Annotated in this window: 17 protein-coding genes and 2 pseudogenes; 11 read left to right on the forward strand and 8 right to left on the reverse strand. The window is 73.6% G+C overall.

Features of this window, described 5'->3' with window-relative positions; all coding sequences use genetic code 11:
* The first annotated feature begins 126 nt into the window (after positions 1–126).
* Positions 127–1,929: a BACON domain-containing protein gene (locus OG552_RS20750; RefSeq protein WP_329135089.1), complete on the forward strand. Its 1,803-nt coding sequence runs from the start codon at positions 127–129 to the stop codon at positions 1,927–1,929.
* Positions 1,930–1,986: 57 nt separating this feature from the next.
* Here OG552_RS20750 and OG552_RS20755 read toward each other — a convergent pair whose 3' ends face one another.
* Positions 1,987–2,793, reverse strand: a complete 807-nt coding sequence (locus tag OG552_RS20755) for a hypothetical protein (RefSeq protein WP_329135091.1) — start codon at positions 2,791–2,793, stop codon at positions 1,987–1,989.
* 120 nt (positions 2,794–2,913) lie between these two features.
* Here OG552_RS20755 and OG552_RS20760 point away from each other — a divergent pair.
* The 4 genes and pseudogenes from OG552_RS20760 to ilvD all read left to right on the forward strand — a co-directional run.
* A pseudogene (locus OG552_RS20760) lies at positions 2,914–3,834 on the forward strand (Ppx/GppA phosphatase family protein); the annotation flags it as partial.
* Positions 3,835–4,208: 374 nt separating this feature from the next.
* Positions 4,209–5,069, forward strand: coding sequence for a sugar phosphate isomerase/epimerase family protein (locus tag OG552_RS20765; RefSeq protein ID WP_329135093.1), 861 nt, complete (start codon positions 4,209–4,211; stop codon positions 5,067–5,069).
* On the forward strand, positions 5,066–5,707 hold the full coding sequence (locus OG552_RS20770) for a TetR/AcrR family transcriptional regulator (RefSeq protein ID WP_329135095.1): 642 nt from the start codon (positions 5,066–5,068) through the stop codon (positions 5,705–5,707). Before OG552_RS20765 ends, OG552_RS20770 begins: the two co-directional genes overlap by 4 nt.
* 285 nt (positions 5,708–5,992) lie before the next feature.
* Positions 5,993–7,846, forward strand: coding sequence for a dihydroxy-acid dehydratase (gene ilvD, locus OG552_RS20775; protein WP_329135097.1), 1,854 nt, complete (start codon positions 5,993–5,995; stop codon positions 7,844–7,846).
* Between the two features lie 213 nt (positions 7,847–8,059).
* Here the strand turns inward: ilvD and OG552_RS20780 are convergent, their stop codons facing one another.
* Complete coding sequence (locus OG552_RS20780) at positions 8,060–8,824, reverse strand: SDR family NAD(P)-dependent oxidoreductase (RefSeq protein ID WP_329135099.1); 765 nt, start codon at positions 8,822–8,824, stop codon at positions 8,060–8,062.
* A 109-nt stretch (positions 8,825–8,933) separates the two neighbouring features.
* Between OG552_RS20780 and OG552_RS20785 the strand changes: the two genes are divergently transcribed.
* Positions 8,934–9,515: a TetR/AcrR family transcriptional regulator gene (locus OG552_RS20785; RefSeq protein ID WP_329135101.1), complete on the forward strand. Its 582-nt coding sequence runs from the start codon at positions 8,934–8,936 to the stop codon at positions 9,513–9,515.
* Here OG552_RS20785 and OG552_RS20790 read toward each other — a convergent pair.
* Complete coding sequence (locus tag OG552_RS20790; RefSeq protein WP_329135103.1) at positions 9,472–10,011, reverse strand: GNAT family N-acetyltransferase; 540 nt, start codon at positions 10,009–10,011, stop codon at positions 9,472–9,474. The genes OG552_RS20785 and OG552_RS20790 overlap by 44 nt on opposite strands.
* 672 nt (positions 10,012–10,683) lie before the next feature.
* Here OG552_RS20790 and OG552_RS20795 point away from each other — a divergent pair.
* The gene (locus OG552_RS20795) at positions 10,684–11,091 is read left to right on the forward strand and encodes a DUF732 domain-containing protein (protein ID WP_329135105.1); all 408 of its coding nucleotides are present in this window, start codon (positions 10,684–10,686) and stop codon (positions 11,089–11,091) included.
* Positions 11,092–11,186: 95 nt separating this feature from the next.
* Here OG552_RS20795 and OG552_RS20800 read toward each other — a convergent pair whose 3' ends face one another.
* Both OG552_RS20800 and OG552_RS20805 read right to left on the reverse strand, forming a co-directional pair.
* Positions 11,187–11,954, reverse strand: coding sequence for a GPP34 family phosphoprotein (locus tag OG552_RS20800; RefSeq protein WP_329135107.1), 768 nt, complete (start codon positions 11,952–11,954; stop codon positions 11,187–11,189).
* The gene (locus OG552_RS20805) at positions 11,951–12,319 is read right to left on the reverse strand and encodes an ArsR/SmtB family transcription factor (protein WP_329135110.1); all 369 of its coding nucleotides are present in this window, start codon (positions 12,317–12,319) and stop codon (positions 11,951–11,953) included. Before OG552_RS20805 ends, OG552_RS20800 begins: the two co-directional genes overlap by 4 nt.
* Before the next feature lie 132 nt (positions 12,320–12,451).
* Between OG552_RS20805 and OG552_RS20810 the strand changes: the two genes are divergently transcribed.
* The gene (locus tag OG552_RS20810) at positions 12,452–12,958 is read left to right on the forward strand and encodes a hypothetical protein (RefSeq protein WP_329135112.1); all 507 of its coding nucleotides are present in this window, start codon (positions 12,452–12,454) and stop codon (positions 12,956–12,958) included.
* Positions 12,959–13,117: 159 nt separating this feature from the next.
* On the opposite strand, the gene OG552_RS20815 is transcribed toward OG552_RS20810, so the two are convergent.
* Positions 13,118–13,585 (reverse strand): hypothetical protein, encoded by a 468-nt coding sequence (locus tag OG552_RS20815; protein WP_329135114.1) that lies wholly within the window; start codon positions 13,583–13,585, stop codon positions 13,118–13,120.
* A 211-nt stretch (positions 13,586–13,796) separates the two neighbouring features.
* Between OG552_RS20815 and OG552_RS20820 the strand changes: the two genes are divergently transcribed.
* Positions 13,797–14,621: an ABC transporter ATP-binding protein gene (locus OG552_RS20820; protein WP_329135117.1), complete on the forward strand. Its 825-nt coding sequence runs from the start codon at positions 13,797–13,799 to the stop codon at positions 14,619–14,621.
* Entirely contained in the window at positions 14,618–15,355 is a 738-nt protein-coding gene (locus OG552_RS20825) for an ABC transporter permease (protein ID WP_329135119.1), read from the forward strand. Before OG552_RS20820 ends, OG552_RS20825 begins: the two co-directional genes overlap by 4 nt.
* Positions 15,356–15,382: 27 nt before the next feature.
* Here the strand turns inward: OG552_RS20825 and OG552_RS20830 are convergent.
* A pseudogene (locus OG552_RS20830) lies at positions 15,383–16,198 on the reverse strand (DUF3626 domain-containing protein); the annotation flags it as partial.
* A gap of 163 nt (positions 16,199–16,361) precedes the next feature.
* Here OG552_RS20830 and proC point away from each other — a divergent pair.
* A complete protein-coding gene (proC, locus tag OG552_RS20835) occupies positions 16,362–17,204 on the forward strand; it encodes a pyrroline-5-carboxylate reductase (RefSeq protein WP_329135121.1) in 843 nt (280 codons plus the stop codon).
* Between the two features lie 156 nt (positions 17,205–17,360).
* On the opposite strand, the gene trpS is transcribed toward proC, so the two are convergent.
* Complete coding sequence (gene trpS, locus OG552_RS20840) at positions 17,361–18,356, reverse strand: tryptophan--tRNA ligase (protein WP_329135123.1); 996 nt, start codon at positions 18,354–18,356, stop codon at positions 17,361–17,363.
* Positions 18,357–18,741: the final 385 nt, after the last annotated feature.

An 18,741-nucleotide genomic window follows, 5' to 3' on the forward strand; every position in this document is an offset into this window, starting at 1 on the left:
AGTACGGGCGTTCACTCGTCCGGGGGGTGTTCTCGTCCCCCTTTGGGGCGGATCACTACCCATAAGGATTAATGTCAGCCCGGAACGTCGAGCCGAACGGCCTGACGGGCCTACCGTCGCCCGGTGATGAGCAGGCAGGAGAGCCCCACGCAGACCACCGGCGCGCACCGCAAGCACCGAGCGCCGGCCGGGCGGACGCGACCTGAGCGGGCCGATCGAGCCGAACGCGCCGATCGAGCCGAACGCGCCGAGCAGGAGCGCGAGCGGGCCGGGCGCGACGCCGGGCCGGCCGGGCCCGGCCGGAAGAGCGACGCCGGCCCCGGCAAGGCACGCGGACACGCCCGGGTCCCACGGCCGTACGGCACGCTGCCCATGCAGCCACCGGCCCACTACGAGCCGTATCTCGACGGCCTGTTCACGTACTGCCTGTCCATCCTCTGCGAGCACGACGCCGCCGCCGCGGCGCTCGGCGAGGTGCTGGCGCTCGCCGAGCGGCAGCGGGCCAAGCTGCGCGATCCGGCGCTGCGCCGGTCCTGGCTGTACGCGCTCTCCCGGTGGGTGTGCCTGCGGCGGCTCGCCCAGGCGCCGGCCGTCACCCCGCTCGCCTCGGACGCGGTGGCCGAGCAGCGCCGCGCCCAACTGGCCGCACTGGCCTGGCCGGAGGCGGCCGGCACCACACCCGAGCAGCGCGAAGCGCTCGAACTGGCGGTACGGCACCAGCTGTCGGCCCGCGAGGTCGGTCATGTGCTGGGCATGGAGGAGGACGCCGCCCGGGCGCTGCTGGCCCGGGCGGCCTGCGAGGTGGAGCGGACCCGCACCGCGCTGGCCGTGATGGACACCGGGCGGTGCGCCGAGGTGGCCCAGCTCGCCGGGGACGCACGGGTGCTGCTCGGCCCGGCGCTGCGCACCGAACTGGTGCGGCACGTGGACGACTGCGCGATGTGCCGGCGGACGGCAGAACGCGTGGTGGCCTCCGGTCCGTGGCCGGGAGGCGTGAGTGCCGCGGACGCCGCGGTCAGTACGGCCGTGCTGGTGCTGATCGAGGCGCCGCGGTCGGCGGCGTACGCGGCACTGCTGCACGCCATGGACGCCGGGCTCGGCCGGGCGCGGGACGCCACCCCGCGGTTCGACCGGCGCGGTTTCCCGCTGGACCTCAAGGACCGGGCGTCGCGGCGGGCCCAGTTGCGGCACCGGGCGGTGACCGGCACGGTGGTGGCGGCGGTCGTCGCCGCGCCCGTGCTGGCGCTGTGGGCCGCGTACCAGGCGGCGCCGCTGGGCGAGGGCCACGGGTCCGACCGCACCTCCAGCGAGCGGGACGGGCTGGACGGAGTGCCCTACGAGAAGGCGGGCAGTTCGCATCCTTCGCAGCGGGCGGCACCGTCCGGCACGCCCTCGGGGGAGCCGTCGGCCGCCGGGAACCCGTCCTCGACCACGGTGGCCGTCTCCTCGCCGTCGGCGGCGCCGCCGTCGGACGGGTCGGGGTATCTGACGGTCGCCGCCCGGGCCGGCAGCGGCAGCACACTGGTCACGCTGACCGCGGCCGGCGCCACGCCGGTGCGGTGGCAGGCCGCCACCTCGGCCTACTGGCTGGAACTCTCCACCAGGGGCGGCACCTTGCAGCCCGGGCAGTCGGTCACGCTGGTCATCACGGTGGACCGTTCGCTGGAACCCACGGGTTCCTGGTCGGCCCGGATCTCCTTCTCGCCCGGCCACGCCACGGTCACCCTGCGCGGGTCGTCCACCCGGTCGGCACCGCCGCCGGTCTCCTCCCCGCCGACCCCGACGCCGAGCGACAGCCCGTCCACGCCGGACACGCCCACCTCGCCGCCGACCTCACCGCCCACCACCCCGCCCGACAGCCCGACCCCGACCCCGTCGGAGTCGTCGGCCCCGCCGGAGAGCGCGTCCCCCGTGCCCACCGCGTCCTGACGCCGGCGCGGGGGCCGGGCGGGAACGGGTGGGGACAGGAGCGGCGGGGGATCGGGGTCAGAGGGTGACCGGGTCCGCCGGGTGCGGCGCCACCAGCGGCAGCCCCGCGGCCATCCGCGCGTCGCAGAGCGCCGTCAGCTCGGCGTACGCCGCCTCGCCCATCAGCTCGGTCAGTTCGGGCCGGTAGGAGACGTACACCGGGTCCCCGGCGCCGTGCGCCGAGCTCGCCGAGGTGCACCACCAGTGCAGGTCGTGCCCGCCCGGGCCCCAGCCGCGCCGGTCGTACTCGCTGATCGACACCACCAGGACCCGCGTGTCGTCCGGCCGGTCCACCCAGTCGAAGGTGCGCCGGATCGGCAGCTGCCAGCACACGTCCGGCTTGGTCTCCAGCGGTTCGCGTCCCTCGCGCAGCGCCAGCGCGTGCAGCGCGCAGCCCTGGCCGCCCGCGAAACCGGCCCGGTTGGCGAAGATGCAGGCTCCGTCGACCACCCGGGTCTGCCGTTCGCCCTCCTCGTTCTCCTCCGCCCAGAAGCCGTCGTCGCCGGCGCCCTGGCCGTGGTACTGCCAGGTCTCCGGGGTGAGCCGTGCCACATGGCCGGCCACCCGCTTCTCGTCGTCGTCGTCGGAGAAGTGCGCCCCCAGCGAGCAGCACCCGTCGGCGCCGCGCCCGGCCACGATTCCCTGGCAGCCACTGCCGAAGATGCACGTCCACCGGGACGTGAGCCAGGTCAGGTCGCACCGGAAGACCTGTTCCTCGTCGGCCGGATCGACGAACTCCACCCAGGCCCTGGCGAAGTCCAGCTCCGCCTCGTCATGCTGCCTGCCGCTGCCTTTGTCACCCTTGCGGGTCTTCGCCTTCGCCACGCGCCCAAGCGTATGCCGTACGACCGGAATGCACGGAATGCCGCAACCGGACTTGTTTCCGCTGCTGTACGCCCGCCATCCGCCCGCCATCGGCCCGACAGGTCGCGCTAGCGTCGGAGCATGCGACTCGGAGTGCTCGACGTGGGATCCAACACCGTCCATCTGCTGGTCATGGACGCGCACCCGGGTGCGCGCCCGCTTCCCGCGTACTCCCACAAGACGGAACTGCGGCTGGCCGAACTCCTGGACAAGGACGGTGCGATCAGCGAGGCCGGGATCAGCCGGCTGGTGGCCACCGTCGCCGACGCGATGCGGGTGGCGGAGGACAAGGGCGCGGAGGACGTCCTGCCGTTCGCCACCTCGGCGGTGCGGGAGGCGGTCAACGGCGAGCAGGTGCTGGCCCGGGTCGAGCGGGAGACGGGCGTACGGCTGACCGTGCTCTCCGGCGCCGACGAGTCCCGGCTGACCTTCCTCGCGGTACGCCGCTGGTTCGGCTGGTCGGCCGGCCGGCTGCTGGTGCTGGACATCGGCGGCGGCTCCCTGGAGGTCGGCTTCGGCATGGACGAGTACCCCGACGCGGCGGTGTCGCTGCCGCTGGGCGCCGGCCGGCTGACCGGGGCATGGCTGCCCGGCGACCCGCCGTCCTCGCACGACGTACGGGCGCTGCGGCGGCACGTCCGGGCCGAAATCGCCCGTACGGTCGCGGACTTCGCCCGCCTCGGGCGGCCCGACCTGGCCGTCGGCACCTCCAAGACGTTCCGCCAGCTGGCCAGGATCGCCGGCGCTGCCCGCAGCGCGGACGGCCTCTATGTGCAGCGGACCCTGCGCAGGTCCGCGCTGGAGGAGTGGGTGCCCAAGCTCTCCGGGATGACGGTGGAGCGGCGCCGCGGACTGCCCGGCGTGTCGGTGGGCCGGGCCCGGCAACTGCTGGCGGGCGCGCTGGTCGCCGAGGGTGCGATGGACCTCTTCGGGGTGGACGAGCTGGAGATCTGCCCCTGGGCGCTGCGCGAGGGCGTCATCCTGCGGAAGCTCGATGTGATGGTCGCCGAGCCGGCCCGGATCACCGCCGAGGCGCCGCGGACGCCGGACACGGTGGCGGAGAGCGGGGCCGGCACGGTCGTCGCGGAGCGCGGGGCGGACGCCGGTGGTTCCGGCGGCGGACCGGACGGGGGCGCGGGCGGCTCCGGGGGCGGGCCGGACGCCGGTGGTTCCGGTATTTCCGGCGGCTCCGGCGGCTCCGGGGGTGCTTCCGCCGCCGGCGGGACGGTGGCCGCCGGACCCGGGAAAGCGGTCGGTCCCGGACCGCTGCGGCGGTGGCTGCGGGACAGGTGAGGCCCGGGTGACCCGGCCTGATCGGAGCGGTGCCCGCGGCTCGGCGGAACCTGTCACCGGCCGGCCGCCGTACGCTGTCTTCCGTGGCTGAACGACGGGACCCCTTGCGCTGCGGCGAAACGGACGCGAATCGTCCGGTCCGCCTGCCCCGCGCCAAGGTCGCCCTGTCGACCGCCTCCGTCTACCCGGAGTCCACCGCCACCGCCTTCGAGATCGCCGCCCGGCTCGGCTACGACGGCGTCGAGGTGATGGTCTGGACGGACCCGGTGAGCCAGGACGTGGACGCCCTGCGGCGCCTGTCGGACTACCACGGCATCCCGATCCTCGCCGTCCACGCGCCCTGCCTGCTGATCACCCAGCGGGTGTGGTCCACCGACCCCTGGGTCAAGCTCCAGCGCGCCAAGAAGGCCGCCGACCGGCTCGGCGCCTCCACCGTCGTGGTCCATCCGCCGTTCCGCTGGCAGCGCGGCTACGCCAAGGACTTCGTGCGCGGGATCTGGCGGATGGCCGACGAGACCGATGTGCGCTTCGCGGTCGAGAACATGTACCCGTGGCGCTACCGCGACCGGGAGATGCTCGCCTACGCCCCCGACTGGGACGTCAGCCAGGACGACTACCGGCACTTCACGGTGGACCTGTCGCACACCGCGACCTCGCGGGCCGGGGCGATGGCGATGGTGGAGCGGATGGGCGACCGGCTCGCCCACGTCCACCTCGCCGACGGCGCCGGGTCCGCGAAGGACGAGCACCTGGTCCCCGGGCGCGGCACACAGCCGTGCGCCGAACTGCTGGAGTCGCTGGGGAGGTCCGGTTTCGACGGCCACATCGTGGTCGAGGTCAACACCCGCCGGGCGATGTCCGCGGCCGAACGGGAGACCGACCTCGCGGAGGCGCTCGCCTTCTCCCGGCTGCACCTGGCAGCCGCCGCCGGGGTCCGCCGGTGAGGTCCGGCACCTCCGCGGGCGCGCCGCGCCGCCGGGGACGGCCGTCCGGCACGCCGACCGGCGCGACCAAGGACCGTATCCTCGCCGCCGCCCGTGAGGAGTTCTCCGCGCGCGGCTACGACCGGACGTCGATCCGCTCCATCGGCCGGGCGGCCGGGGTGGACCCGGCCCTGGTCCACCACTACTACGGCACCAAGGAGCAGGTCTTCGCGGCGGCCATCGAGGTCTCCTTCGCACCGGCCGCCGACATCCCGGAGGCGGTCGTCGGCGGGGTGGACGGCATGGGGGAGCGGGTCGCCTCCTTCTTCCTGCGGATCTGGGAGAACCCGGCGACCCGGGAGCCGCTGCTGGCGGTCGTCCGCTCCGCGGTCACCAACGAAACCGCGGCGTCGGTGCTGCGCGGCCTGGTCAGCCGGACGGTCCTGGCGAAGGTGGCCGGCGGGCTGGTCGCCCCCGACCCCGAGTTCCGGGTCCAGCTGGCCGCCTCGCACCTCGTCGGCGTCGCCCTCCTGCGGTACGTGGTCAAGGTCGAACCCCTCGCCTCCGCCGACCCCGCCCAGCTCGTCGACCTCGTCTCCCCGACCCTCCAGCACTACCTCACCGATCCCGCGGTCACGCCGGGCTCGCCCCGCCCGTAGCCCGTGGCGGCAGTGTCGTACGGGCGTCGTGCCGGCGTCATCCGGGCGTCGTACGGGCCGGGACCCGGCACGTACCGCGGGACGGTCCGTCCCGCAGTGCGGACCAGGCGTCCGAATCCTGGGCGACGGGCGTACGCTCGTCAGCACGCTTGCACGCGTGCGTGCGAGCGCAGGTCACCGCGTGCACGTCAGCACGCGCGCGGCCGAGCCGGTGGCGAACCGCCCAGCCGCGGCGGCACGCCGGCTCGTACCCCGAACGCGAGTGAACCCAAGGGAGTGGACACCGTGCCCGAGCTGAGGTCACGTACGGTCACCCACGGCCGCAACATGGCAGGCGCCCGCGCGCTGATGCGCGCCTCCGGCGTCGCCAGTGCCGACATCGGCAAGCCGATCATCGCGGTCGCCAACAGCTTCACCGAGTTCGTACCCGGCCACACCCACCTCCAGCCGGTCGGCCGGATCGTCTCCGAGGCGATCCTCGCGGCGGGTGCGGTGCCCCGGGAGTTCAACACGATCGCGGTGGACGACGGCATCGCCATGGGCCACGCCGGCATGCTCTACTCCCTCCCCTCCCGGGACCTGATCGCCGACTCGGTCGAGTACATGGTCGAGGCGCACTGCGCCGACGCCCTGATCTGCATCTCCAACTGCGACAAGATCACCCCCGGCATGCTGATGGCCGCCCTGCGCCTCAACATCCCGACGGTCTTCGTCTCCGGCGGCCCGATGGAGGCCGGCCGGGCCACCCTCGTCGACGGCACCGTCCGCAAGCTGGACCTGATCAACGCGATCTCCGACGCGGTCAACGAGTCCGTCTCCGACGAGGACATCCTCCGTATCGAGGAGAACGCCTGCCCGACCTGCGGCTCGTGTTCCGGCATGTTCACCGCCAACTCGATGAACTGCCTCACCGAGGCGATCGGCCTGGCGCTGCCGGGCAACGGCTCCGTGCTCGCCACCCACACCGCCCGCAAGGCGCTGTACCAGCGGGCAGGCGCCACGGTCGTGGACTTGGCCAAGCGGTACTACGAGCAGGACGACGACTCCGTACTGCCCCGCAACATCGCCACCCCCGCGGCCTTCGAGAACGCGATGGCGCTGGACATCTCGATGGGCGGCTCGACCAACACGATCCTGCACCTGCTGGCCGCCGCCCAGGAGGCCGAGGTCGCGTACGGCCTCACCGAGATGGACGAGGTCTCCCGCCGGGTGCCCTGCCTCGCCAAGGTCGCGCCGAACGTCGCTCCCGGCGGCACGTACTACATGGAGGACGTGCACCGGGCCGGCGGCATCCCGGCCATCCTCGGCGAGCTCTACCGCGGCGGTCTGCTCAACGAGGACGTGCACACCGTGCACTCCGCCTCCATCAAGGACTGGCTCGACACCTGGGACGTGCGCGGCGGCTCGCCGTCGGAGGAAGCCGTGGAGCTGTGGCACGCCGCTCCCGGCTGCGTCCGCTCCGCCGAGGCGTTCTCGCAGTCCGAGCGGTGGGACACCCTGGACACCGACGCGGCCGGCGGCTGCATCCGTGACGTCGGCCACGCCTACTCCGCCGACGGCGGCCTCGCCGTGCTGCGCGGCAACCTCGCGGTGGACGGCGCGGTGGTGAAGACCGCGGGCGTTGACGAGTCGATCTGGACCTTCGAGGGCCCGGCCGTCGTCTGCGAGTCGCAGGAAGAGGCCGTGGACAAGATCCTGGCCAAGCAGGTCACGCCCGGCGATGTCGTGGTGATCCGCTACGAGGGCCCGCGCGGCGGCCCCGGCATGCAGGAGATGCTCTACCCGACGTCCTTCCTCAAGGGCCGGGGCCTGGGCAAGGTCTGCGCGCTGGTCACCGACGGGCGCTTCTCCGGCGGCACCTCGGGCCTGTCCATCGGCCACGCCTCTCCCGAGGCGGCCTCGGGCGGCACCATCGCCCTGGTCGAGGACGGCGACCGGATCCGGATCGACATCCCCAACCGCACGATGGAACTCCTCGTGTCCGAGGAGGAGTTGGCGGCCCGGCGGGAGGCGCTGAACGGCGTCTACGCCCCCAGGTCCCGCACCCGCAAGGTCTCCGCGGCGCTGCGGGCCTATGCCGCGATGGCCACCAGCGCCGACAAGGGCGCGGTCCGCGATGTCAGCAAGCTGGAGATCTGACGGTTCACCTCCGGTGGGAGGGCCGGCGGCTCCGGCCGGCACCGTCCCCCGGCGCCCGCATCCGTGCGGGCGCCGGGGGACGCGTGCTTCTCCGGCCTTTGGGTCCTTTGGGTCGCTCGGGTCCTTCGGCTCCCCCGCGTCCGCCGGCTCGTGCGGTTCTTGGCCCGTGCGGTTCTTGGTCTGCCCGGCTCCTTCGGCCTTTCCGGCCGGCCGTCACCAGGTCTGCTCGCCGGCCCGGACCAGCATCTCGTTGACCGCCACCCGGCGTTCCCTCGTGACGATGTACGCCACCGCGTCCGCGATGTCCTCGGGCCGGAGCATCTCCATCTCCGCGGTCTGCCGGTGGATCGCCTCGCGCAGCCCGTCGCGTACATGGGAGCCCAACTCGGTGTCCACCGTGCCGGGTTCGACCACGCTCACCCGTACCCGGTCGGGCAGCAGCTCCTGGCGCAGGGCCTCGGAGAAGGCGTTCACCCCGAACTTCGTCAGGTTGTAGACGGCGGTGCCGGGCCGTGCCACCCGGCCTGCGGTGGAGCTGATGTTGACCAGGTCCGCGACCCGGCGGGGCGAGTCCTGTGCGGCGCCGCGCAGGTGCGGCAGCGCGGCCCGGGTGATGTGCAGCAGCCCCTGCACATTGACGTCGAGCATCCGTTCCCACTCGCCGGCCGGCGCGTCCGCGACCGGGCCGATGAGCATCAGCCCGGCGTTGTTGACCACTGTGTCGAGGCGGCCGAGCCCGGTCACCACGCGGTCCACCGCGTCGGTCGCCTGCTGCTGGTCGGTGATGTCCGCCTCGACCACCAGGGCGGTGGCTCCGTCGGCCCGCAGCGCCTCGGCCAGCTTCTCCAGCCGGTCGCGGCGCCGCGCCACCAGCGCGACGGCCGCGCCTTCCGCGGCCAGGGCGCGGGCGGTCGCCTCGCCGATGCCGCTGCTGGCGCCGGTCACCAGCGCCACGGTGTCCTGCAGTCGTCCGGTCATGTCGTCCTCCTCGGGTAAGGCCCGTACACTGGTAAGCGGAGCCGGGTCCGGTTTCCAGCGTAAGCGGACTCGGCTCCGGTTAGCAACCTGGGCACGCCGGGGAGGGCACATGGCAGTGGAGAAGGCGGAGGAGCGGCGGCTGCGCGCCGACGCGCAGCTCAACGAGGACCGGCTGCTCGAAGCGGCGGCCCGGGCCTTCGCCGACGAGGGCGCCGACGCCTCCCTCAAGGCCATCGCCAAGGAGGCCGGCGTCGGCATCGGCACGCTCTACCGCCGCTTCCCGACCCGCGAGCGCCTGATCGAGGCCACCTACCGCAACGAGACGGCCCGCCTCTGCGCGGCTGCCCCCGAACTCCTCGCCACCGAGCCCCCGGTCCGGGCACTGCGCACCTGGATGGACCTCTTCATCGACTACATGGCCACCAAGCACGGCATGGCCGACGCCCTGCCCGCGATCCTCGCCGCCGAGGACGGTCTGCGCATGCGGACCCGCGACCTGCTCACCGAGGCCGGCCGCGGCCTCGTCTCAGCGGGCATCGAAGCGGGCGAGATCCGCCCCGACGCCGACCCCTCCGACGTCCTGATGGCCCTCGCCGGCATTACCCTCATCGCCGGCGCCCCCTCCCAGCGCCCCCTGGCCCACCGCCTCACCGACCTCCTCCTCGCCGGCCTCCGCCCCCCACGCACCTGACCCCTCGCCACATGCAGATCCTGGGCCAGCGGTCCAGCCCGTGGGCCGCCTCCTGCGCGCACACCGCCCGGAGCCCAGGACCGGGCACGTCGAGCGGACGGAAACCGCACCGGGCGTAGTAGGGCGCGTTCCAGGGCACTTCGGCGAAGGTGGTGAGCGTCAGTGCGGGAACCCCGGCGGCCGACGCCCGATCCGCGAGGTGGACGAGGAGACCGCGTCCGATGCCGCGGCGGGCGCTGTCCGGGTGGACGGAGACCTGCTCGACATGCAGATTGCCGTCGATGGGATCGGCGAGCAGATACGCCACCGGCGTGTCGGCGGCGTCGGCCGCGACCCACGCGCGCCCGGCCAGCCGGTAGCGGTCGAGGACCTCCAGCGGAAAGGGCTCGTCATCGGCGATCTCCGGCATCCCGATGCCGCGGAACCACTGGCCGGCGGCCCGCTCGATCTCCTGGAGAAGCGCGAGTTCACCGGCGCGGACCGCTCTGATGTCCATCGGCCCATTGTCCCGGGGGCGCCCCGGGTTTCCCACCGCCGCTGCCCAGCGATCCCCCGCCCGCACCTCCCACCCCGCGGCGCCGGGACGGGCGGGCAAGTCGCGCCGGGGCCTCGGCGACCACCGGGCCGACCTCTTCTGCGAACCCGCCCCGCACGGCACCCATCCGCGCGCCGCCGGGCCCCCGCCGGCCGGACCTCTGCCGGCCGGTGGATCCACGCGATGTGCCCGGCGGCCCACGGCGCTCCACGGGACGCCGAGGCGTCGTCCGACCCGAACGAAGTGGCGGGACGGCACCGCGCCCCGCCGATTCCCCGAGGACCGGGCACGTCGGGGCCGGCCGTGGGCCCCACCCGCTCGTGCACGGCGCATGGACGCCCACCCTGAGCGCCGTTTCCCGAGGTCCGGCACGTCGCGGCCCTGCCGAGGGTCCCACCCGCTCGTGCACGGCGCATGGACGCCCACCCTGAGCGCCGATTTCCCGAAGACCCGCACGTCGCGGCCCGCCGAGGGCCCGGCCCGCTCGCGCCAGGGGAAGGCGGAACCCGTGCCGAGGGGGCTGTCTGTGAAAACGCTGTGCGTCCACGCGGGGCGTGATCGTATGCTGCACGCCCGCGGAGCGCTCCGCGGACGTCGAGAGCCGCGGCGCGCGCCGCGCGGGTGGGGGGGCACATGAACAGGCACGGAATCGGGCGGGTACTTCTGCTCGCGGCGGTGATCGGGACGCTGGCGACAGCATGCGGCTCCCCGGACCACAAGTCCCCCGCCGCGAAGGCGACGAGCGCCGCCACCAAACCGTCCCGGCAGGCGCAGCAGCTCTACCTGAAGATGACGCGAGCCCTGTACCCCGGCATCGCGAACCGCTCCGACGCCGACCTGCTCGCCCTGGGCGATGAGGCGTGCACCGGATTCCGCGGCGGCGACGACTACGACACCGTGGTGGCCGGCCTGCAGGAGCACGCGCTCACCGAGTGGGACGCCATGGGCGTGGTCACCTCCGTCTCGACGCCGGACCAGGGTCTGTGCCCCGAGGCGCACAAGGCCGTCATGGACAACCTGATGGAGCACCGCAAGAGCTAGAGCCGGCGTCGGCCCCCGGCGTCCTCCCCGGCGTCCTCCCCGCGCCGGCGCGGTCTGCTTCTCCTGGCGCCAGGTCCCGTAAGGGCACCGCGGGTTCAGTAACCCCGGCGGTAATTCGTCACGGCCGCGTCGTCCAGTTTCCGGGCGCGCCGCTGCCGTTCGTCGGCCAGTTCGGCCAACGCGTCGGTGACCGCGGCGAGTACGGCGCCGGCGGCGGGGTCGTTCACCTCGGGTGAGTCGTGGGTGCGCTTGTCACGTACGCCGATCGCGGTGGCGAGGGCGGCGAGGACCGGTTCGTCGGCGGCCCAGCGGTTGGCGGCACGCCGGCGGGCGGGTGAATCGACCAGCACCATCTGGCTGCTCCGGAACAGCCCCCAGCGCCGGTGCCCTTCCCTGACCAGTTGCCCCTCCGCCTCGAAGGCGGCCAGATACGTGGCGGCCAGCCCGCGCCCGTGCTGCCAGAGCCACTCGCCGACCGGTTCGTCGGGACCGATCGAGGAAACCGATGCGGCGGCTTCGGCCAGAAGGGTGTCGTCGAGGGCCCCGCCGGACGCGGCCGGCACCGCCTCGGGCCGCGCATCCTCAGCCGTTTCGCCGGAGGCGGGTTCGCTGGAGACCGGCGTGTCGGAGGCGGGTTCGTCGGAAGAAGGCTCCCCGGCAACCGGCTCCGCAGACGACGGCTCCGCCATGTCCGGCCGTTCCCCCGCCACGATCCGGTCACGCCGAATCGTCACCACCCCCGCCCGCAGGAGATCGATCAGCTCGGCCCCCGCCAGCGCGAGCGACAGATCCCCGCGCTCGACGGGCCGGCCGGCCGGCATGTCCATCGTCACGATCAGCAGGTCCCGCGGCGTGGTGGTCACCGGTTCGCCGCCACCTTTCCCTCGTCGGAAGCGAGCCGGACGTGCGCGCCCACCTCGTCACGTTCGGCCGCGGCGATCACCGCGTCGAGCAGCGCCGGAAAGCGCTCCGCCACGTCGTCCCGCCGCAGCCGGACGTAGCAGCGGGTGCCCTCCTCCCGGGTGCGGGTCAGGCCCGCCCCGCGCAGCACCTTCAGATGGTGGCTCAGTGTCGACTTCGCCACCGGCGCCCGCAGTTCTCCCCAGCCCCGCTCGGCGCCGTCCGCCAGCAGCCGTACCAGGCCGAGCCGGATGGGATCGCTGAGAGCCGCCATGACCTCGGTGAGTTCCAGCCGGGCGGTCTCGGGATGCGGGTCGGCGTGCCTCATGGGGACCATCATACGTTTTCGATGTTCCACGAACGTCGAACGTCAGCTACGCTCCGCCACCACCCGGCGGGCACGGAGCGCCACGCCCCGGCGCTCCCGGGAAACACCACAATCCGGTACATAATCGTGCTCGTGACCAACGCAGCCGAGACGACGACCGACACCGCGCCGCCCGTCCGCGGCGAACCCCGCCCGGAGCCGATCCGCTACTTCGGCACCAGCTGGGTCGCGCACGACCGCGGCTACGGCCTGCGCCGCGCGGGAGTCACCCTCGGCGCCCTGCTCTCGGTGGGGGCCGGGCTGCTCTTCCTGGCCTACGGGTTCCAGGGCCTCGCCAACGCGGTGATGGGCGTCTTCGTCACCACCCTGGCCGTGGTGGGAGTCGCGGTCTGCAGCGTGCTGGCCTTCCGGCGCACCTGGAGCGGGTACCTCCACCGCCGCCCGGTGGCCGAGCCCACGAGCAACCTCTACTGGGTCGGTTTCGTCGGCTCCCTGCTGGCGTACCTCGTCCGCTCCTTCACCGAGGCCCCGGGCGAACGACTGCGCCGTACGGAGTACGAGGCCGCCCTCGCCGACCACACCCGCCGCCGCGACGCCCGCTCCGGCAACCCGGCAACCGCCCGCCCCAAAACCCTCTGACCCAGCCGCGGGCGCCGACCGGGGGACGGACGGGCCGTTGACCTTCACCCCGCCGCGACCCTGTACCCGTACCCGTACCCGTAGCAAGCAGCCGCCGTGTCCGTCGGCGACGAGACCTTGCCCCGCTCCCGCCCGGAGGGCGTACCCCGCGGGGGGCCGTTATCGGCGCGATGACGAGACGGTGCCGGCGACACCCACCACCGCCGCCACCACGGCGCCGTGCCACAGGCCGGACCAGATCGTGCTGAAGAAGCCCTGGCTGGTGAGGAGTTGGCGGATCACCAGGTCGCTGAAGAACATCGCGGCGGCCGGCACCACCGCCACCCGCCACGGGTGGGACCGCGCCCAGCGACGTATCCGGCGGTCGCGGCCCGCGCCCCGTGCCGAGTAGCCGAGCACCGCCCCGGCCCCGCCCACGCAGAAGAAGAGCAGCGCGGCCACCGAGATGGCCCCGCTCAGGATGCCGAGCCCGAAGTGCCCGTGCACCAAGTGCAGCGCGAGCGACACCCCACCGCCGAGCGCGCCGACGACGGCCGCAGGCCGCCAGGGTCCGAGGGTCGCCGACGCCACGGCCAAGTGCCGCTGCTCCGCGCCCGATACTTCGATTCCACGGGATGAACGACTCATACCGCCAACGGTCCATCGGTCGCCTTATAAACGCCATAGGGGATAACCCTGACCCGCCCCTCACCCGCCGCCGGACACACCGCCGCCGCCGGACACACCGCCGCCGCCGACGCCGACGCCGCGGACACCCCCACCACCGCGAACCCCACCAACACCACCCCCCGCCCCAACGGGCTTGACGCGCACCGCCCTCCGGGTGTGTATTCACCACATGATGAATAAAGCCGGGGACCCCGCCGTCGAGGCAGCCGCACTGAGCGTCGTACGCGGTGCCCGCACCGTCCTCGACGACCTCACCTTCACCGCACCCCGCGGCCGGATCACCGGCCTGCTCGGCCCCAGCGGCTGCGGCAAATCCACCCTGATGCGCGCGGTCGTCGGCTCGCAGGCCCACGTCACCGGGACCCTCACCGTCCTCGGCAGGCCCGCCGGGCACCGCGACCTGCGGCCCCGCGTCGGCTACGTCACCCAGGCCCCCTCGGTCTACGCCGATCTGACCGCCCGCCAGAACCTCGGCTACTTCGCCGCGGTGCTCGGCATCGCCCGCCACGACCGCGCCGGACACGTCGAACGGGTGCTGCGGGACGTCGACCTCACCTCGCACGCCGACGCCCTGGTCGCGAACCTCTCCGGCGGCCAGCGCGGCCGGGTCTCGCTGGCCGCCGCCCTGCTCGGCGAACCCGAACTGCTGGTGCTCGACGAGCCGACCGTCGGCCTGGACCCGGTGCTCCGCCGCGACCTGTGGGCGCTCTTCCACCGGCTCAGCGACGAACGCGGCGCCACCTTGCTGGTCTCCTCGCACGTCATGGACGAGGCCGAACGCTGCCACGGCCTGCTGCTGCTCCGCGACGGCCGGCTGCTCGCCCAGGACACCCCGGACGCCCTGCGCACCCGTACCGGCGCCGCCACCGTCGAAGAGGCGTTCCTGCACCTGGTCGACGCGGCGAACCGCGAAGCCGCCGCCCCCACCGCCGCCCCCACCGCCGCCCCCACCGCCGCACCCACCGCTCCCACCACCGGATCGAGCGCCCGATGAACGCCGCCCGCACCCTCGCCACCGCCCGCCGCGTCCTGCGCCAACTAGCCCACGACCCTCGCACCATCGCCCTGATGCTCGTCGTGCCCTGCGTCCTGCTCACCCTGCTCAAATACGTCTTCGACGACAACCCGCGGCTCTACGACACGGCCGGCGCCTCACTCCTCGGCATCTTCCCGCTGATCACGATGTTCCTGGTGACCTCCATCGCCACCTTGCGTGAACGCACCTCCGGCACCCTGGAACGCCTGCTGTCGATGCCGCTCGCCAAGGCCGACCTGCTCGGCGGCTACGCCCTCGCCTTCGGTGCGGTCGCCGTCGTCCAGGCCGCCATCGCCACCGGACTGTCCGTCCTCGCGCTCGGCCTCGACACCACCGGCTCACCCTGGCTGCTGCTCCTCGGCGCCCTCGCCTCCGCGTTCCTCGGCACCGCCCTCGGCCTGTTCGTCAGCGCCTTCGCGTCCAGCGAGTTCCAGGCCGTGCAGTTCATGCCCGCGGTGCTGCTGCCGCAGATCCTGCTCTGCGGACTGCTCGTCCCGCGCGGCACCATGCAACCGGTCCTCTCCGGCCTCTCCGACGTGCTCCCGATGTCGTACGCCGCGGACGCGATGACGCAGGTCGTCCAGCACGCCGGCGTCACCGGCCACTTCGTCCGCGACCTCGCCGTCGTGGCCGGCTGCGCCCTGCTCGCCCTCGCCCTCGGCGCCGCCACCCTCCGCCGCCGCACCGCCTGACCCGCGGCTCGCCCGCTCTTCGGTCCAGCCGTGACGCGCCACGCAGTGCCAGACCTTCTTGAGGTCCTGCGGGTCGTACCGCCCGGTGGCCGCCGCCTCCCCGACGATCCGCGGGTCGAGCAGGCCGTCCTGGGCGATGGCGGCGCCCAGCTCGACGTAACGGGGTCCGCGGAAGTCCGGGTGCCGGCGCAACTCCGCGACGGTGAGCCGGAATCCACCGTGCCAGGCCAGCGGGCACGGCAGCACGCGGGCGGCGGCCTCCACCGCGGTGCCGCGGTGGCTCGGGTCGAGCACCAGCGCCTCCACGTCACGGTCGAGCCGCACCGGGCCGTGCACCTGAGCCTCTATGTAGTCGTCCAGCGCGTCCCTCCCGTCGTCCCGCGCCCGTGCGATCAGCGCCATCCGGGACGCCACCCCGAAGGTGACGGACGCGACGAAGCTGTCCGGATAGCAGAAGGTGGTACGGGCCAGCGCCGCCGCCGTCAGCCGGAAATGAGCGGAGCCGAACCGCGGCGCAGCCCCCACCGCCTTCCGCCGGAAGTTCAGCGCACCGTAGACCGGCCGCTCGGTGTGCGGCGCCCGGTCGTACGCACCGCCGAACATCCGGCTCTCCCAGCGCCACCGGTCCCCGCCGGGGTACGCGGTCAGGCCGCCGTTGCTGGTCCCGGTGACGAACTGCGAACGGTAGACGCCGGCCGCGGCCAGTCCCGCGAGAACGCCCGTACGGTCCGGGTGGAAATTGAGCGTCACCCGCAGCCGGGTGTCCAGCGGCCCCCCGGCCGACAGACCCTCGACGTGCCGCAGCGCCCGTTCATGGGAGGGCCGGGACGGATCAGCGCTCATCGGCGCAGTCTGCCGGAGGCACCCGGTGGCCCGCACCGGCATTGACGGGCCGCCGGCGGGCATTCCGGCAGGCGGACTCCGGCGCGCCCTCCCGCACCGCCCTGCGAGGATGACCCTCCGTACCGTTCGATGCCCGTTGAGTCCCGTTTGAGGTGAGCCGCCCATGACGACCCGGCCCGCGACCCCGGCGACCCCGCCGCACCAGCAGAAGGTCGCCGTCCTCGGCACCGGCAAGATCGGCGAGGCGCTGCTCTCCGGCATGATCCGGGCCGGCTGGGCACCCGCCGACCTGCTGGTCACCGCCCGCCGCCCGGAACGCGCCGCCGAACTGCGCGACCGCTACGGCGTCGAGCCGGTCGACAACGCCGAGGCAGCCAAGGCCGCCGACACCCTCATCCTCGCCGTCAAACCGCAGGACATGGGCGCCCTCCTGGACGAACTCGCCCCGCACGTCACCGCCGACCGCCTGGTGATCAGCGCCGCCGCCGGCATCCCCACCGGCTTCTTCGAAGAGCGCCTCGCCGACGGCATCCCGGTGGTCCGCGTCATGCCGAACACCCCGGTGCTGGTCGACGAGGGCATGTCCGTGATCTCCGCGGGCCGGCACGCCACCGAAGCGCACCTCGCCCGCACCGAGGCCATCTTCCAGCCGGTCGGCAAGACCCTGCGCGTCCCCGAGAAGCACCAGGACGCCGCCACCGCCCTGTCCGGCTCGGGACCGGCGTACTTCTACTACCTGGTCGAGGCGATGACCGACGCCGGCATCCTGCTCGGCCTCCCGCGCGCCCAGGCCCACGACCTCATCGTGCAGTCCGCGATCGGCGCGGCTGTCATGCTCCGCGACAGCGGCGAACACCCGGTCAAGCTCCGCGAGGCCGTCACCTCCCCGGCCGGCACCACCATCAACGCGATCCGCGAACTGGAGAACCACGGCGTACGCGCCGCCCTCCTCGCCGCCCTCGAAGCGGCCCGCGACCGCAGCCGCGAACTGGCCTCCGGCAGCTAGGCGGAACCGGGGACCGGCAGACAGCACCCGGACGGATGTACGGAAGGACGCCCGGGGCCCGTTTCCCCCTCGGGTGATGCCGCGATGCCGAGCGCACCACGGCCCGGCCGGCCGGAGGGGCCCGCCCCCGTGGCGGGACCCTCCGGTGCGTCCCCTTCAGGCAGGCAGCAGCCCGATCGCCGCGTACGCCGCGTCCACCCGGGGCCGCGCGAGCGTCCTGGCCCGGGCCGCGCCGTCCCGCAGCACCCCGTCCACGTACTCCGGATCCGCGCTGAGCTCCGCATGCCGGGCCCGCAGCGGCCGCAGCAGCTCCACCACCGCCTCCGCGACCGCCGCCTTCAGCGCGCCGCTCCCGTCGTACGCGTCCGCCAGCTTCTCCGGCTCCTCACCGGTGCAGGCCGCCAGGATCTCCAGCAGATTCGCCACCCCCGGCCGCGCCGCCCGGTCGTAGGACACCCCCGGCTCGCTGTCGGTCACCGCCCGCCGCACCTTCCGGGCGACCGCGTCCGGCTCGTCCAGCAGATACACGATGCCGCCGGTCGCCTCGTGCGACTTCCCCATCTTGTCCAGCGGGTCCTGCAGATCCATCACCCGCGCGGCCACCGCGGGACGCGTCGCCCGCGGTACGACGAAGGTCCGCCCGTACCGCTGGTTGAACCGCACCGCCAGATCCCGGGTCAGCTCGACGTGCTGCGTCTGGTCCTCGCCGACCGGCACCTCGTCCGCCCCGTACGCCAGGATGTCCGCCGCCATCAGCGCCGGATACGTCAGCAGCGACAGCCGTACGCTCTGCCCGGCCACCTGGGCCCGCGCGGACTTCTCCTTGTACTGGATCATGCGCCGCATCTCGCCGTCGGTGGCCACACATTCCAGTACGTACGACAGCCGGGCGTGCTCGTCCACATGGCTCTGCACGAACACCGTGCACGTCGCCGGATCCAGGCCGGCCGCCAGCAGCAGCGTCGCCGCCTGCCGGCTCAGCCGTCGCACCCGCGCGGGGTCGTGCTCCACGGTGAGCGCGTGCAGATCCACCACGCAGAACAGTGACTCGGCCCGGTGCTGGTCCTCGTCGGCCCACCGCCGCAGGGCCCCGAGGTAGTTCCCGAGGGTGAGGTGCCCGGTGGGTTTGATGCCGCTGAAGATGCGTGTCATGGCGTGTTCTCTCCTGTTGTCCCTCTTCGGGACCGCCGCGGACCGCGGCCAGGGAAACGAGAACGGCCGCCTCAGCGGCGGCCGTTGGATGCGTACGTGAGTCCCGGGCCGCCTCTAGACGGCCCGCCACTGGGAGCAACGCGTACACATGGTCATGACGGCGAGCATACGCCCCTGAGGGCAAGTTGACACTGTCCCGACACGTGCGTAATGTTCTCCGGGCTGTCTGACGTGAGCGCCGACCTCGGTCGGTCCCCGGGCAGCCATCCCGCAGGAACCTTTCGACTCGATACGTGCTTCGTCGCGTTGTTGTTTCGTCGTGTGTTTTTTCGGAATGCAGGTGGACTTTCGAACGGCCGGGCCGATTTGGTTCGGTCGCCGGGGG

The sequence above is a fragment of the Streptomyces sp. NBC_01476 genome, assembly GCF_036227265.1.
Lineage (GTDB): Bacteria > Actinomycetota > Actinomycetes > Streptomycetales > Streptomycetaceae > Actinacidiphila.